Here is a 15,146-nt window from a genome sequence, read left to right on the forward strand (position 1 = left end):
CCGCCGCGCAGGCCGGGGCTGCCGAGGCTGCCGGGGCGCCCGCAGCGGCGCCCTCGGCGGACCAAAGGGTTGCGGAGGGCGCGAAGTCTGGTATATCCTTGAAGTTAGCCATGACTAATAATCTAGCGATGCAACGAAAAGGAGCGGCGTGCAATGAGCGATCGCGATGATTCAGCCGAAATTCTAGACGATGACGCCGAAATGAGGTGCGCGGCGGCGGGATCGGGCTCGCGCGCCCTCGTCGAGTCGAACCTGATCGGCGTCGGGGGCGACCCCGCGGCGCGCTCGCGGGCGGCCTACCTGGCGCAACGCACCTCGCTGGCGGACGGCTTGGGGTCGAACGGCCCGTTCACCGTCCACGACATCTACGAGACGCAGATCGCCTCCATGCACGGCGTGCGCGTGGAGGCCGCCGAGCGCGGGCGCGTGGGCATGCTCTGGGAGATCGACGAGCGCTACGGCCAGGGAACCTACTGGTACTACCCGCTGGGCGACGACCTGTCCGTGGCGATCTTCGACCTGCAGTTCAACCGGGAGGTAGGCTTCACCTGCCAGACGCCCGACCTGTTCTGCTTCGGGTCGTACGGCCGCAACATGGTGCCCTACTTCGGCATCACCGACGACCCCGCCGACCGGACGCTGCTGGGCTACGCGTGGAAGTCGCAGCCCTACGGGCAGGTGACGAAGGCCGACGAGCGCCTCGACGTGACGAGCATCTGCATGCTGCCGAAGGGCCTGCAGCGCCTGAGCCTGGCGTGCCACTGCGACCCGCTCGTGCTCTCCCGCGCCATCGCCTCGCTCGACGGCATGCAGGATGTGCCCGGCCTCAACATGGTGTTCGACGAGATGAAGCGGGCGCGGCCCTCGTCCATCACCGCGCCGGCCTACTACGAGGCGAAGGTCACCGAGGCCGCGGCGATGCTGCTGGACTGGTCGCTGGCCAACGCGCGCGGGGCGGCGAGCGCCATCCGCGCGGCCGACCGCAGCGCGCTCAACCTGACGCGGGCCCACATCCGCGAGCACCTGGACCGCGCCGTGCCCTCAAGCGAGCTGTGCCGCATCGCCTGCATGAGCGCGAGCAAGCTGACGAGGCTGTTCAAGCAGGCCGAGGGCATGACGCCGCAGGAGTACGCGCGCACCCTGCGCATGGAGCGCGCCTGCGAGCTCCTGGGCGACACCGACCTCAGCATGGCCGAGATCGCCGCCCGGCTGGGCTTCGCGCGCCAGGGCAGCTTCTCGGAGGCCTTCAAGGAGCGCTTCGGCGCCACCCCGCAGGAGTTCCGCGCGCTGCGGGCCGCCCGCAGGAGCGCCCGCTAGCGCCCGGCCCTCGCACGCTGTCTCTCTTCGCACATGTGCCGATCAGCGCGCGGCATCGGGTACCCTGCACGTTTCACGCGCTTTCCCATCACGCCGGCGCCCTCCTCAGCCGCGTCGTGCCAGATCCTGCGACGTCCGCTCGCCCAAATCGATGAGCTCCTGGCGGCCGTGCGTTCCCGTCTTGACGTAGATGCGCCGCAGGTGCGTGTCCACCGTGCTCTTCGAGATGAAGAACTCCGCGGCGATGCGCTCCCCCGTGCGCCCCTTGAGCGCCAACGGAAGGATCTCGGCTTCGCGCTTCGACAACCCGTGCTCCGAGGCGATGAGACGGCATGCGTCGTCGAAGCGGTCGGCATCGCGCACGATGACCGACAGGGCGCGGAAATCCCGCTCGGTGAACAGGAAGAGGTACGCGTACAACGCGGCCAGGCCCGCGAACGCGGCGACGGCGTAGGGCACCTGCCCGGCCGGCTCCAAAAGCTCGATGCCGTTGCCGCAGGCGATGCCCGCCAGCTCGCCCGCGTACAGCGCGGCGAACCCGCGCGCGAACGAAACGGCGGCATCCTGCCCCGTGATCTTCGCCATGACGAGGAACAGCGACACCAGCACGAAGGTGAGCCCCAGATAGCCCGCCAGCACGATGGCCTCGCCCGGAACGCCGAACGAGCCCAACACGGGCACGAACAGAAAACCCGCCATCATCACCAGAACGGCCAACCGGTACACCCCGTCGAGCGGCCCGTCCACGGCGCCGCCCGTCTTGCCCGCCGGATCCCCTGCCTTGCCGAGGCTCACGCCCAGAAGCTGCAGCGATGCGATGCAGAACAGCACGAGCAGCAGCAAGCTGGCCAGCACCGTGGGCGTGGAAGCCATGCCGGGATCGGAGCCGAACGTCTCCATGAAGCCTGCGGCCAGGCCGAACAACACGGTACCGGCGATGATCTTCTTCGAAAGCCGCGCCGTCTCGTCACGCTGCTCCTTCGTCGCCAAGAGGTCGCCGAAGGACAAGGAGCCTCCCTGGGACGTCCCCTCGCTTGCGGCGGCGCGCGTCGGCAGCAGCCCGCGCAGCGCGAAAGCGCTTCCCAGCGGAAGCAGCTTGAGGGCGAACGCCGCCTGGGGCGCGGCGATCGCGACCGCGAGCAGGCAGACGCCTGCCGCGACGGCCGCGGACAAGAACACCTGCGGCACCGAATCGCCCACCGGCCGGCGCCCGAGCGCCCGGCCCCATGCGGCCAACATGAAACCCGCCGGCAGGCCGACGAGCAAGCTCTCCAGCACGATGCCGTGGTCGCCCCCTCCGGCGATGGCGGGCATGAGCGAGCCCAGCACCAGCAGCCCGGCGTAGCACCACACGAGCGGCCGAGACAGCAGCGCATCGCGCGCACGCGGCGAAGCCATCCGCAGCAGCGCGAACGCGATCAGCATGCACGCGAGCGTGCCCCATAGGTCGGCGCGCTCGAAGGCGAACGGGCCGTCCCCGAACGCGCGGTTCTCTCCAAGGTAGAACAACGAGAACACGAACCCCTCGTTGCAGGCGAAACCGCCGATCACCCGCAAGGCCGCCGTTCTGCCTTCCTTATCGGCGCGCAAGCCGAGATGCACGTGCTCCCCTTTCTCCGTCAGGCCTTACAGCTCCATCATAACGGAGATGCCGTGTCGCTTCGCGCCTGCCGCCCGCCCTCCTCAAAATGCGCAACCGCCCGCGGCACGGATGCCGCGGGCGGTTGCTGGGCGCGAGGGAGGGAGGGTTCGCGCCTCGGTAAGGGAAGGATAGGTTGGTTTATGCGACCTTGTCGACCTTGTCGGCCTTCTTGGCCACCTTGACGGTCTTCTTGGGGGCGGCAGCGGGAGCAGCTTCCTCCACGATTTCCTCAACCGCCTCTTCCTCGTCGTCGGCTTCCACCAGCTTCTCACCGCCGCCGAGGCCTTCGCGCAGGCTCTTCACGGTCTTGCCCACCGACGCGCCGAGCTTCGGGAGGTTCTTGGGGCCGAAGATGAGCAGTATGACGGCGAGGATGATAAGGAGCTCGGGTACCCCCATGCCTAAGATTTTCATGTGCGCCTCCTACAGCGTATCGGTGGCGCGCGTCTCGCCTGTGAGCCGCCGCCGGTTTCAACGAGGCACATCATGCCCCAGAACCGGCGGCGCGCCTATCGTGCAGACGCATGATTTTATGCGCATAGAAGCGCGAATCCGTGTCATGCAAACGGCGTACGGGATGCGTCCTGCCTGCTCACAGCTCCTCTGCCACGACACGCCCTGCTAGCCAGCCCATGACGCTGGCCATCATGAGCCCGCGCGTCCATCCGCTGGAATCGCCGAGGCACATAAGGTCGCATACGCTCGTCAGGAAGCGTTCGTCCATCTTGACGCGGTTGCTGTAGAACTTGAGCTCGGGAGAGTACAGAAGCGTCTCCTGCGCTGCGAACCCCGGCACCACCTCGTCGACGGCCAGCATGAAATTGAGGATGTTGGTCATGGCGCGGTACGGCATGGCCGCCGTGATGTCGCCCGCCACCGCATCGTCCAGCGTGGGTGCCACGTTCGAGCGCACGAGCTCCTTCTCCCACGTGCGCTTGCCGTCGAAGATATCGCCCAAGCGCTGCACGAGGATGCGTCCGTCGCCCAACATGTTCGTGAGCTCGCCCACCTTCTGGGCATAGGCGATGGGCTGGTCGAAGGGGTGCGAGAAATTCTGCGAGCACAGTATGGCGAGGTTCGTGTTCGGCGACTTGCGCTCCTTGTAGGAATGGCCGTTCACCACGGCGAGACCGCCGTCGTAGTTCTCCTGGCTGACGAAGCCGCCGGGGTTCTGGCAGAACGTCCGCACCTTGTTCTTGAACGGGCGCGGATAACCGATGAGCTTGCTCTCGTACAGCACGTCGTTCACCGTCTCCATAACCTCGTTTCGCACTTCCACGCGCACGCCGATGTCCACAGGACCGGGTGCGTGCGCTATCGCATGCTCGCGGCACATGCGCTCGAGCCAGTCGGCGCCGCGCCGGCCCGTGGCCACCACGGTACGCCGAGCGCGGATCTCGCACGCGCCGTCCGGGCCGGCGACGGCCACGCCTCGGCACCGCTCTCCCTCGATGAGCACCTGGGTGCATTCCGTGCGGAAGAGCAGGTCCACGCCCGCCTCGCGCAGGTGGCGCTCGATACGCGCGTACAGATCGCGGGCGCGCTCGGTGCCGAGATGGCGCAGCGGGCAATCTACCAGCTTGAGACCCGCTTTGATAGCGCGGCGGCGGATCTCGTCCACCTCCGGTTTGCGTTCTGCGCCCTCCACGCGCACGTCGGCGCCGAAGCCCAGGTACACGCCGTCCACTTCCCCGATGGCGTCCTGCGCCTCATCACGCCCGATGAGGTCGGGCAGGTCGCCGCCTACGTCGGCCGACAGCGACAGCTTTCCGTCCGAGAACGCTCCCGCGCCCGAGAACCCCGTCGTGATACGGCAGGGTTCGCAGTTCGCGCATGGCGCGCCCGCCTGCTTCGGGCATACGCGATCCTCCACCGCCAAGCCTTTGTCCACCATGACGATGCGCCCCGTGAAGCCCCGCTCCAAAAGGGAGAGCGCGCAGAAAATACCGGCGGGGCCCGCCCCCACGATGACCACGTCGGTGTCGATGGTTCGCATAAGCACGCTCCTGTTCCCGCGCCGTTCCGACGGCGCGATTCGTGTTCTGCATCATTGTACCCCTCCTGCCGTAGGCTCGTCCGGGATCCGGCGACGGGAGAGGAACAGCCGATCGGAGCGGATGCTTCGCATGAGGAGCTCCGACGCGGAACGCGGCCTGCCCGCCAAGTTCCTGTGAAGGATTCTTGAACCTCGTGTGACGGTTCGCCGGACATTCATAAGGTCGCGAACTGCGACGTTGCCGTTTTGTTACCCTTCCTCTTCGCGCCCGCAACCATACCACGCCAACGAACCCGACGCGGACGCAGGAAGGATGCCTCAATGGTATCGCACCCCTCCCGTCGCGCGCTCGCGTTCGGCGCGGCGGTCTCCCTCGGCATCGCGTGCATCGCACCCTCGCAAGCTGCGTTCGCCGTCGAAAAAGCTCCCGCGATCCCCCTCGTCCGGCCCGCCGTCCTCTCCGCAGCCGTCACGCTGCCGGGCGCTGCCGCCGAAGAAGCCGTCGCCGACCTCGAGCAGGTGCGCGCTCTCGCGGCGCAGCGAGCAGCCGAGCAGGCCGCCGAGCAGTGCGACAAGCGCCTCGACTACGACCCCGCCCTCATCGCCGCCATCGGCAACCAGTCGACGGGCGGCCACACCATCTGCTGCCCCGCCTATGCGTGCGCCTACGGCGACGCGATCCTCACCGGCCAGGCCAACGACCACGGCGCGTACGGCTGCGGCTGCTGCACGTGGCCCGGCTGGGGCGGCGGCAATTCGTCGTTCCGCTCGCTCGGCTCCGACGAGGCTTTGCTGCGCGAGGCCTACGACGAGATCGCGGCCGGACGGCCCACGGTCGTCCACGTGGCGGGCCCTTACGGCGAGCACTGGATCTGCCTCATGGGCTACCAGGGCGTGGAGGATCCCGATGCGCTCTCGCTCGACAACTTCATCGCACTCGATCCGGCGAACGGCCTGGAGGTCACGGCATCCTATCGGTACGCGCCCTACGGCGACGCCTGCGAGCACGTGAGCGACCTCCGCTAACGCCGCACCTATCCTCAGAACAGGCGAGGCGGCGCTTCGGGCAGCTTGGCCGAGGCGCATTCCTCCACTGTATCGTCGGGAGCCAGCTCGTCGCAGAGCATCGGCGAAGCCGGATCGTAGCGCCGCAAGCGCCAGGGATCGGCCGCCCCGCACGGCGCGGCCGACGTCCCCGGATTGGCGTAGCAGTACACGCAGCCGTTCGCGCACGTGTCGTACGTGCCGATGTCCACGCTCGGCGAGCAACGGCAGGCTCCCCTCCGAGCGCCGCCCGGAGCGCGTTTTGCCCGTACGCCTGCAACGCGCTCCACGACAGCGGCATCGATGCACCCTGCTCGAGCCAGCCCCGCATCGTCGAGCGCCCCGTCACCGCAACCGCCCACCTCGATGCCGCGCGCGGCGCCCAGTTCGGCCAGCCGCAGCGCAAGCGCGGCCTTCGCCTCTTCCGGCACTCCGACGAACCCGAGCGCCGCCATGCGACCGGCGATCTTCGGGTACATGTCGAGGAAGCTGATGCGGCAGGTGCGCGTGCTGCCTTCCAACCGCGCCGCGAACGCCTCGAACCACTGCATATGGTGCGCGATGTCGTAGGCGCCTCCCAACAGGATAGGGCTGTAGCGCCACACCACGCGATCGGGCCCCAGAGCGTCAGCAAGCGAGCGGAACGTTTCCAGCAGCCGCGCCTTGCGGGGCAGGCCCGCCTCCACGTCGGCACCGTAGGCGTTGAGCGTGAACTGCACGAAATAGGGCGATGGGCAGACGCGATCCAGTTCGGTTTTGCGCGCGAGCAGCACGGAAGGATCCTTCGTCCAGAACGCGACGCAATCCACCGTGTCCGGAGACAGGATCACACGGCTCACCCGAGTGCGCACCGCCGGGTTGCGCACGAGCGCGAAGCCCTCTTCGAACCGTCCGAGCAGCCAGTCGAAATGAAACCGCGGGATGTCGGTTCGTCTCGATGCGCTGACGATCACAGCTCTTCGATGACCTTCGCCGACACAACGTTGCTGGGGGAGATGAGGATGGTGCCGACCTTGCCCGCCTCGGGAGCGTCCACATAGAAGGTGCCGTCGATGGTTTCGCCCATCACGAACAGGTCCTCGTCTTGAGTCGAGATCACGATGTCGATGCCGGAGGCGTCGTCGACGTAGGCTTTGTCGGGCGTTATGGCCACGATGAAGTCCACCTTGTACTTGACGAAGTACGCCACCTGCTTCTCGATGGCGCGCACCGTGGTGGGGGCGGTCACGCTGAACACGCCGAAGCGATGACCGCCCTTCTTGAGGATGATGCCTTCGCCGTACTGCCCGAGATCGGTCGTGTCCAAGGAGAACACGGTGGCCTTCTTGTCCTCGTAGCTTTTCTGAGCCTCCGCCACCGTCACGGTCGGCTTGGACTTCGCGCTCGTCCCGTTCGAGCGCGCTCCCGCCGCCGCGCTCGCATCCGGTTCCGCTTCGACCGCCGACGAAGCAGCATCCTTTTCGGGAAGCTCCCGCTCGTCCGCTTCCCGTCCGGATTCCTCGCGCTCGGATGGCTTCCCTTCGTCGTCATCGGCGGCAGGATCGAGCTCGTGCGACCCCTTCTCGTCCGAAGAAGCCGAACCAGCAGCCCCCTTCGCGGCCTTTTCCTCCTTCGCCGCTTCCGCCGCCTTCTCGGCTGCCGTCTGCGGCACGGCGGTACCCTCGTACACGATGGCGGTATAGCCGTCCATACTGCCGAACGTGTCGTCGATGTTCGACGCGGCAACATTCCAGGAATGCCCGGCGACCAGGTACCATCCTAAGCCCAGAAGGCTCAGCACGATGAGGGCGGCGAACACCGCCAATGCTATTTTCTCGCGCGATTTGACCGACATAGTGCTCCGTATTATACCCTGTGGCGAGCGGGCGTCCGCCGAAGCGCGCGAGCGACAGAATTTCGACAGGAAGCTGAACGGCACCGCGCCCGAACGGCGCGTTCCCGACAACGACGCCCCTTTCCGGTCGCCAGAATCTCGGAAGAAGCTCGCCTGGCTACACGAACCGCTCGTAAGCGATGCGCTCGGGCGTCCCCCCTTCGGCATGGGCGATGTAGATGATGCCGCACTGCTCATAGCCGGCTTTCGCCAGCAGCTTCCTCATAGGCGCGTTGCCGGGGTGCGTGTCGATGCGGACGCTGGCGCTTCCGTTCGCGCGCGCCAGCTCTTCGGCGCGAGCCAGCAGAAACGTCGCGGCGCCGCGATTCTTCCCGTCGGAAGCCACGGCCACTCGGTGCACCACGCCGTAGCACGGACGCTCGGACGTGCAGGAAGTGAGCCACGAGCCCTCTTCGATGCGATCGTAGTCGCGCTCGCCCGAGAAGCCGATCATAGCGGTGGCAACGATGCGGTCGTCGGCCTCCACCACGTAGGAGTCGCCGCGAGCCGTATCGTCCTCGATGACGGCGCGATGCGGGTAGCCGCCCTGCCATTGGTCGATGCCGAGCGCTGCGAGCGAGGCGCGGCCGTCGGCGAGGATGCTCATGATGCGATCGATGTCGCATGCGCAGGTTCTGCGAAATTGCACAGGAGGTTCTCTTTCTTCTTTGGATACGTTCGCTAAACAGAGGTTGGGTTGGAGCGGCGAAGCCGAAAGGCTACAAGACGCGTTCGAACACGGCTCGGTGTTTGACGCGGCCGAAGCGGGAGCGGATCTCCACGTTGCCGCAGAACTGATAGCCGTACGACAGCAGCAGCTCGCGCATGGGGACGTTGTCCTCGTAGATGTCGCAGCAGATGCTGACCTTCCCGTCGCCCTTGGCGATGCGCTCGGCGGTTCCCAGGATGTAACCGCCCACGCCGCGTCTTCGCGCATCGGACGCCACGGTCACCCAATGCAGCGCCGAGTAGGCGGGGTTGTCGGGCGAGGAGGGCTCCGTGGCCCACTTCGCACCCGTCATGTGCGCATAGGCGGGATCGCCTTGAGGATTGAGCGCGAACATGCCGATGATGCGGCCTTCGTCGGCCGAGGAGCCATCCGCCCTCGAATCGCTCGAGGACGCAACCACGACATAGGTCTTCCCCGCGTCGATGGAACGCATGAGACGGCGCGCGGACGGGTACTTCTTGAGACCTTCCCTTATGCCGAGCGAGGCCATGGCGCGATGACCGCCCTCCAGCAACGCCTTCGCGCGTTCGAAGTCGTCGCGCGTGGCACGGCGCGCCTTGTAGTAGCCCAGCTCGGTGGCGCGCCCTTGGAACGGCGGAAGGTCGTATGCCGCCCCGTCGTACGAGGCCGCGCCGCCGGAGCCCTCTTCGCGCTCGGTGACGAGGAACACCATGCCGATGATCATGGCGCAACCGACGACGTCGACGACGCCCACCGGCGTGCCCAGCCACACCGCCGAGATGACCGTGGCCGACACCGGCTCGACGCAGCCGACGAGACCCGCGCGCACAGGGCCGGCGTCGGTGATGCCCTGGAGGTAGAACAGGTAGGCGGCGAACGTGCCCACGATGATCATGGCGAACATGACCCCGGCAAGCTCGGGCGAAACCTCGACGGGGATGGTCCAGGGCTGCACGGCGACGGTGGCCACCGCGCCGCCGATGAGCATGGCGAGGCCCGTCACGATGAAGCTGCCCCACTTCTCCAGCACCTTGCCGGGAAGCAGCGTGTAGAACGCCAACGCGAACGCCGAGATGATGCCCCAGAACAGGCCTTCCGCAGGAATGGCCAACGAACCGAGGTTGCCCTTCGTGGCGATGAGAACGGTGCCGCCGATGGCGAGCACGAGGCCGGCGGCCTCGCGGATGCGCGGCAGGCGCCGCATGCGCAGGCACACGTACACCATGATGACGATGAGGCCGAGGCGCTCCAGCACGGTGCCGGTGCCCGCGTTCGTGTAGGAGATGGCCGACAGGTAGCTCACCTGGGTCAGAAGCACGCCCAGCAAGGCGAACGCCGCGATGCGCCCGAGCGAGCGCACGTCGCGCAGAGCGGCCAGCAGGTTGCGCGGCTCCCGCACGCCGCACACCACGAGGAAGATGACCGCGGCCAGCAGCAGGCGCACGCAGGTGATCCAGGAAACGGGAACGCCGAAACCGCTGGTCATGAGCTGGGCGCACGTGCCCGAGAAGCCCCAGCAGATGCCGCCGAGAGCCGCGAAGACGATGCCGCGGACCACGTGGTTGCCCGATGCGACGGTACCGCCGCCCTGCCCGGAGCCCGATGCGACCGTCTGACCCACGTTTCCTCCTCTCATCGATCCTGCGCCTCGCGCGGCAGCAAGCCTCTCGGCCGGCGCCACGTTGCATCAGCGCATTGTCGCATGTATGGGCAGCGCGGTAAAGATGTTTTGCAAGAGTTTTGCCCCAGTTTTGGACAGGCGAGCAAAACACCATGTCAAGGGGTGAATACCCCCTCCGTCAACGCAACATTCTCTCGTAGCCCACGCAATGTTTCACACGCCCGAACACGTCTTTGATCGTGATGGTTCCGCAGCGTTCGTACCCGTGCTTCTCAAGCAGGTTCTGCATGGGCCCGTTCAGCTCGTAGACGTCGGCGCGAATGCTGGACCGGCCGCCCGCACGGGCGATCTGGTCGGCCTTGTCGAGGATGAACATGCCGACGCCGCGGCGGCGAGCCGGATAGTCGACGGCCACCCAATGCAGCTCCGCATAGGGCTGCGGTTCGGCCGACGTGTCGGTGAGCCAAGCGCCGTCGATGGGGCGCTCGTAGTTCTTGTCAGGCGAGAAGGACACGGCGAACATCGCGATCATGCGGCCGTGGGCATCCTCGATGACGTGCGTCGTGCCGTTCTTGATGCTGTGCATGAGACGACGCGCCGATGGGTACTTCTTGCTCCGACCCTCGTCTATGCCGAGCTCCGCGAACGTCTGATGCCCGACGTCGAGCAGCGCCGTGGCACGCTCGAAATCATCGCGCGTGGCCGGACGGCTGGTGTAGTAGCCCAGCACCGAAGCGCGGCCTGCGAACAGCGGCGGGTCGTCGTAGGCGTCGGCGAGCGCGCCCTCGCCCTCGGCGGCCTGCTCCGTTTTCGGCTCTCGCTCGGTGACGAGGAAGATCATGATCACGATGAGCGCGCATCCTGCGAGGTCCCAGCCGCTCACCGGCGTATGGAGCCACGCGAGCGCGAGGATCATGGCCGAAACGGGCTCGACGCAGCACAGAAGGCTCGCCTTGACGGGGCCTGCGTCGTTCACGCCCTGCAGATACAGCATGTAGGCTCCCAAGGTGCCCACGATCACGATGGCAACCAGCGCCGCGATGCCGCCGAGCGGCAGGTTCACCGGCATGGTCCACGGCTGCACCACCACCGAGGCGGCCGATCCGCCGAACAGCATGGCAAGGCCCGTCACCAGCATGGAGCCCCACTTCTTCAGCACGCGCACGGGCATGAGGGTGTAGAACGTCAAAGCCACGGCCGACACGAGGCCCCAGGCCAATCCCTCGGCAGGGATGGCGAGCTGGTCGATCTCGCCTTGCGTGGCGATGATCAGCATGCCGCCCAGCGCGAACACGAGGCCTGCCGCCTCGCGAGCACGCGGCAGGCGCTTGGCGCGAACGCACACGTACAGCATGATGAGCACGAGCCCCACCTGCTCGATGGTAGTGCCCACGCCGGCACTCGTGTAAGAGATGGCGTTCAAGTAGCTGAGCTGGGTCAACAGCACGCCGAATATGGCGAACGCCGCGATCTGCGCGAGCGAGCGCCAGTCTCGGAACACCGCTACGAGATCGCGCCAGTTGCGCACCGCGGTAAGGAACAGGAAGAACACGGCGGCGATAACCATGCGCACGCAGGTGATCCACGTGGCGGGAGCGCCGTAGTCGTTCATGAGCAGCTGGGCGCACGTGCCCGAGAAGCCCCAGCAGATGCCGCCCGCAAGCGCGCATACGATGCCGCGCACAACATGACGGTTCCCCGCCGCCGTTTCCGCCACTTGAATCGAACCCTCTTCCCGCATGCTCTCTCCGCCGTCTGCAAAGCGGGCATTGTCGCACGTCCCGCCGACGCGGTAAAGGGGGTTTCGAGAGATCGCCGCAAAACACCAGCAAGCGGTCGAAAAGATCCCTCGGCCTGCGCTCCCTACAGCCGGCCGTCCTCCAGCATCTTCTTCACGAAGGCGCCGGTGTAGCTGCCCTCCACCTGGGCGACCTCCTCGGGCGTGCCCTGGGCCACCACGGTGCCGCCGCGCTCGCCGCCCTCGGGGCCGAGGTCGATGATGCGGTCGGCGCACTTGATGACGTCGAGGTTGTGCTCGATGACCAGCACGGTGTTGCCCGCGTCCACCAGGCGCTGCAGCACGATGAGCAGCTGGCGCACGTCCTCGAAGTGCAGGCCGGTGGTGGGCTCGTCCAGGATGTAGAACGTCTTGCCGGTCTGGCGGCGCTGCAGCTCGCTGGCAAGCTTCACGCGCTGCGCCTCGCCGCCGGACAGCGTCGTGGCCGGCTGGCCCAGGCGGATGTAGCCCAGGCCCACGTCGAACAGCGTCTGCAGCTTGCGCTTGATGCCGGGGATGTTCTCGAAGAACGCCAGCGCGTCCTCCACGGTCATGTCCAGCACCTCGGCGATGTTCTTGCCGCGGTAGGTCACCTGCAGCGTCTCGCGGTTGTAGCGGTCGCCGCCGCACACCTCGCACGGCACGTAGATGTCGGGCAGGAAGTGCATCTCGATCTTGATCTGGCCGTCGCCTTTGCACGCCTCGCAGCGCCCGCCGTTCACGTTGAACGAGAAGCGACCCGGCGAGTAGCCGCGGGCCTTCGACTCCTGCGTGGAGGCGAACAGCGCGCGGATGTCGTCCCACAGGCCTATGTAGGTGGCCGGGTTCGAGCGCGGCGTGCGCCCGATGGGGCTCTGGTCGATGTTGATCACCTTGTCGATCTTGTCCAGCCCGGTGATCTTCTTGTAGGCGCCCGTGCGGCGGTGCGCGTGGTTCACGCGGTTCGCCAGCGCCGGCGCCAGCGTATCGGTGACCAGCGAGCTCTTGCCCGAGCCGGACACGCCCGTGACCACGGTGAGCGTGCCGAAGGGAACCTCGAGCGTGACGTTGTGCAGGTTGTTCTCGGTGGCGCCCGTCAGCTTGAGAGACCCGCGGCGCGGCTTGCGGCGCTTCTCGGGCACCTCGATGCGGCGCCGGCCCGACAGGTAGTCGGCCGTGAGCGAGCCGTCCGCCTTCATGATCTCGTCCGGCGTGCCGATGGCCACGATCTCGCCGCCGTGTTCGCCCGCGCCCGGGCCCATGTCCACCACGAAGTCGGCGCTGCGGATGGTGTCCTCGTCGTGCTCCACCACGATGACGGTGTTCCCTAAGTCGCGCAGGCGCTCGAGCGTGGCGATGAGCCGCTCGTTGTCGCGCTGGTGCAATCCGATGGAGGGCTCGTCCAGGATGTAGAGCACGCCCATGAGGCCCGCGCCGATCTGCGTGGCCAGGCGGATGCGCTGCGCCTCGCCGCCGGAGAGCGTCGCCGTGGCGCGCTCCAGCGTGAGGTAGTCCAGACCCACGTCCACGAGGAACTTGAGGCGCGCCTTGATCTCCTTCACGATGGGCCCGGCGATGTGCTCCTCCGAGCCGTGGAACGCGAGGCTGTCGAAGAACGCGAGCGAGTCCGCCGCGCTCATCTCGGTGACGTCGTGGATGGAGCGATCGTTCACCGTGACGGCGAGGATCTCGGGCTTCAGGCGCTTGCCCCCGCAGGTCGGGCACGCCACGATGGCGAAGTAGCTGGCCAGCTTTTCGCGCTGCGCGTCGGACTGTGCCTCCTGGTAGCGGCGCTGCACCGCGGCCAGCGCGCCCTCCCACTCGATGTACCAGTACGTCTCGCGGCCGTCCACCGTGACGTAGTCGACGCGCACCTTGTCCTTGCCCAGGCCGTGCAGAAGCCCGTCCTGCGCCTTCTTGGGCATATCCTCCCACGGGGTGTCGGCGTCGGTGCCGAGGTGCGCGGCCACGGCGCGCAGCACCTGCGGGTAGTAGTTGCCGGTCTTGAACGGCGCGATGGCGCCCTCGTTCAGCGACAGCGACGGGTCGGGCACCACCAGCGACGCGTCCACCTCCTCGCGGCTGCCGATGCCGAGGCAGTCGGGGCAGGCGCCGTAGGGGGCGTTGAACGAGAAGTCGCGCGGCTGCAGCTCGTCCATGGAGTGGCCGTGCTCGGGGCACGCCAGCGCGAGCGAGAAGATGTGCTCCCCCGCGCCCAGGCCGCCCTTCGCGCCGCTCGACTGGCCGCCGGCCTCGCCGAGCGGACTCCCGTCGTTGCCCAGCACCTGCACGAGCACGCGCCCGTCGGCCAGCTTCGTGGCCAGCTCCACCGCCTCGGCGATGCGGCTCGTCGCGCTCTCCTTGAGTTGAACGCGATCCACCACCACGTCGATGAAGTGCTTGATCTTCTTGTTGAGCGTGCGCGGCTCTCCGTCCAGCTTCACGATCTCGCCATCGATGCGCACGCGGCTGAAGCCCTCCTTCTGCAGGTCGGCGAACAGCTTCGTGAACTCGCCCTTGCGACCCGCCACCACGGGTGCCATGATGATGGCCTTCGCGTCGGGCGCGAGGGCGAGGATCTCGTCGGTCACCTGGTCGGTGGTCTGCTTCTTGATGACGCGGCCGCACTCGGGGCAGTGCGGCACGCCCACGCGCGCGAACAGGAGGCGCAGGTAGTCGTAGATCTCGGTGGTGGTGCCCACCGTCGAGCGCGGGTTCTTCGACGTGGTCTTCTGGTCGATGGACACCGCCGGCGACAGGCCGTCGATGCTGTCGAGGTCGGGCTTCGACATCTGGCCCAGGAACATGCGCGCGTAGCTGGACAGGCTCTCCACGTAGCGGCGCTGGCCCTCGGCGTACATCGTGTCGAACGCCAGCGACGACTTGCCGCTGCCCGACAGGCCCGTGATGACCACCAGCTCATCGCGCGGGATGGAGAGGTCGATGTCCTTGAGGTTGTGCTCGCGGGCACCCTTGATGACGATGGCGTTCTGTCCCATGTGGCTTATCGCTCTTTCTATCGTTCGCAGCCCGGCGCGGCGCCGGAGTCGAATATGGCTACCGGAGAACTATCATTTCCGTGCAATCGCTCATTTTAGCGCAGTCCGACCGCGGAATAGGCAAAAACATCCGTTCGTCTGATTCGTTCAAATTCTGAGCACAAACTGTTCGATTCGGCATGGTTCGAGGTCGATCCGCATTCCCCG

General features: G+C 67.0%; 11 protein-coding genes. 2 read left to right on the forward strand and 9 right to left on the reverse strand.

Annotation, left to right across the window (positions count from 1 at the left end):
* The first annotated feature begins 153 nt into the window (after positions 1-153).
* Complete coding sequence (locus tag GT613_RS13735; RefSeq protein ID WP_009304423.1) at positions 154-1,317, forward strand: AraC family transcriptional regulator; 1,164 nt, start codon at positions 154-156, stop codon at positions 1,315-1,317.
* A 105-nt stretch (positions 1,318-1,422) separates the two neighbouring features.
* Here GT613_RS13735 and GT613_RS13740 read toward each other — a convergent pair whose 3' ends face one another.
* From GT613_RS13740 to GT613_RS13750, 3 genes are all read right to left on the reverse strand, one after another.
* Positions 1,423-2,919, reverse strand: a complete 1,497-nt coding sequence (locus GT613_RS13740) for a helix-turn-helix transcriptional regulator (protein ID WP_009304424.1) — start codon at positions 2,917-2,919, stop codon at positions 1,423-1,425.
* A 178-nt stretch (positions 2,920-3,097) separates the two neighbouring features.
* Complete coding sequence (locus GT613_RS13745; protein ID WP_009304425.1) at positions 3,098-3,373, reverse strand: twin-arginine translocase TatA/TatE family subunit; 276 nt, start codon at positions 3,371-3,373, stop codon at positions 3,098-3,100.
* A gap of 178 nt (positions 3,374-3,551) precedes the next feature.
* Positions 3,552-4,955 carry an NAD(P)/FAD-dependent oxidoreductase gene (locus tag GT613_RS13750; protein ID WP_009304426.1) on the reverse strand — a complete coding sequence of 468 codons (1,404 nt, stop codon included), beginning with the start codon at positions 4,953-4,955 and terminating at the stop codon, positions 3,552-3,554.
* Between the two features lie 321 nt (positions 4,956-5,276).
* Here GT613_RS13750 and GT613_RS13755 point away from each other — a divergent pair, with 321 nt between their 5' ends.
* Positions 5,277-5,981: a hypothetical protein gene (locus GT613_RS13755; protein ID WP_009304427.1), complete on the forward strand. Its 705-nt coding sequence runs from the start codon at positions 5,277-5,279 to the stop codon at positions 5,979-5,981.
* A gap of 14 nt (positions 5,982-5,995) precedes the next feature.
* Here GT613_RS13755 and GT613_RS13760 read toward each other — a convergent pair whose 3' ends face one another.
* The 6 genes from GT613_RS13760 to uvrA all read right to left on the reverse strand — a co-directional run bounded on the left by GT613_RS13760 (position 5,996) and on the right by uvrA (position 14,939).
* Complete coding sequence (locus tag GT613_RS13760; protein WP_009304428.1) at positions 5,996-6,952, reverse strand: DUF1848 domain-containing protein; 957 nt, start codon at positions 6,950-6,952, stop codon at positions 5,996-5,998.
* On the reverse strand, positions 6,949-7,833 hold the full coding sequence (locus GT613_RS13765) for an alcohol dehydrogenase (protein ID WP_009304429.1): 885 nt from the start codon (positions 7,831-7,833) through the stop codon (positions 6,949-6,951). Before GT613_RS13765 ends, GT613_RS13760 begins: the two co-directional genes overlap by 4 nt.
* A 157-nt stretch (positions 7,834-7,990) precedes the next feature.
* Positions 7,991-8,521: a GNAT family N-acetyltransferase gene (locus tag GT613_RS13770; RefSeq protein WP_009304430.1), complete on the reverse strand. Its 531-nt coding sequence runs from the start codon at positions 8,519-8,521 to the stop codon at positions 7,991-7,993.
* Between the two features lie 70 nt (positions 8,522-8,591).
* Positions 8,592-10,184, reverse strand: a complete 1,593-nt coding sequence (locus tag GT613_RS13775; protein WP_009304431.1) for a GNAT family N-acetyltransferase — start codon at positions 10,182-10,184, stop codon at positions 8,592-8,594.
* Positions 10,185-10,362: 178 nt separating this feature from the next.
* A complete protein-coding gene (locus tag GT613_RS13780; RefSeq protein ID WP_161172676.1) occupies positions 10,363-11,925 on the reverse strand; it encodes a GNAT family N-acetyltransferase in 1,563 nt (520 codons plus the stop codon).
* Positions 11,926-12,047: 122 nt separating this feature from the next.
* On the reverse strand, positions 12,048-14,939 hold the full coding sequence (gene uvrA, locus GT613_RS13785) for an excinuclease ABC subunit UvrA (RefSeq protein WP_114548015.1): 2,892 nt from the start codon (positions 14,937-14,939) through the stop codon (positions 12,048-12,050).
* Positions 14,940-15,146 lie beyond the last annotated feature (207 nt).

Origin of the sequence: Eggerthella sp. BIOML-A4 (assembly GCF_009875575.1) — a bacterium.
In the GTDB taxonomy this organism is placed as follows: Bacteria; Actinomycetota; Coriobacteriia; order Coriobacteriales; family Eggerthellaceae; genus Eggerthella; species Eggerthella lenta.